At 49.1% G+C, this 397-nt stretch carries 1 protein-coding gene; it reads right to left on the minus strand.

The window, feature by feature from the left end; translation table 11 throughout:
* On the minus strand, positions 1–397 hold a 397-nt coding region (locus tag E2491_RS12635), incomplete at both ends, for a DDE-type integrase/transposase/recombinase (RefSeq protein WP_166805876.1).

A 397-nucleotide genomic window follows, 5' to 3' on the forward strand; every position in this document is an offset into this window, starting at 1 on the left:
TCGTTGACTAATTCTTCATAGTTCTTGTACTGTTTCAACTCATATCTCTCACATTTGAAGTGACTGAAGAAGCTCTCTATCGGTGCGTTGTCGATACACTTCCCGACACGGGACATACTGCGCGTAATCCCTGCCTGTGTCGTAATGTAGCGGTATTCCTTCGATGTATACTGTGATCCACGATCGCTATGGAGTAGGGGGGTCGCGTCTGGGTTCGCTTCGATGGCTGCCTTCAGCGTATCCATCACCAAGGCGTTGTTGTTGAAGTGACCGATTTTATAGGCCACGACAGACCCGTCATACAAGTCCTTGATCACACTCAAATAAGCCTTGTTCCCAAGACCGTAATGGAGATGCGTGATGTCCGTCACCCATTTCTGATTGGGCTGGCTCGCTG

Source organism: Jeotgalibacillus sp. R-1-5s-1 (genome assembly GCF_004405105.1).
Classification (GTDB): domain Bacteria; phylum Bacillota; class Bacilli; order Bacillales; family Jeotgalibacillaceae; genus Jeotgalibacillus.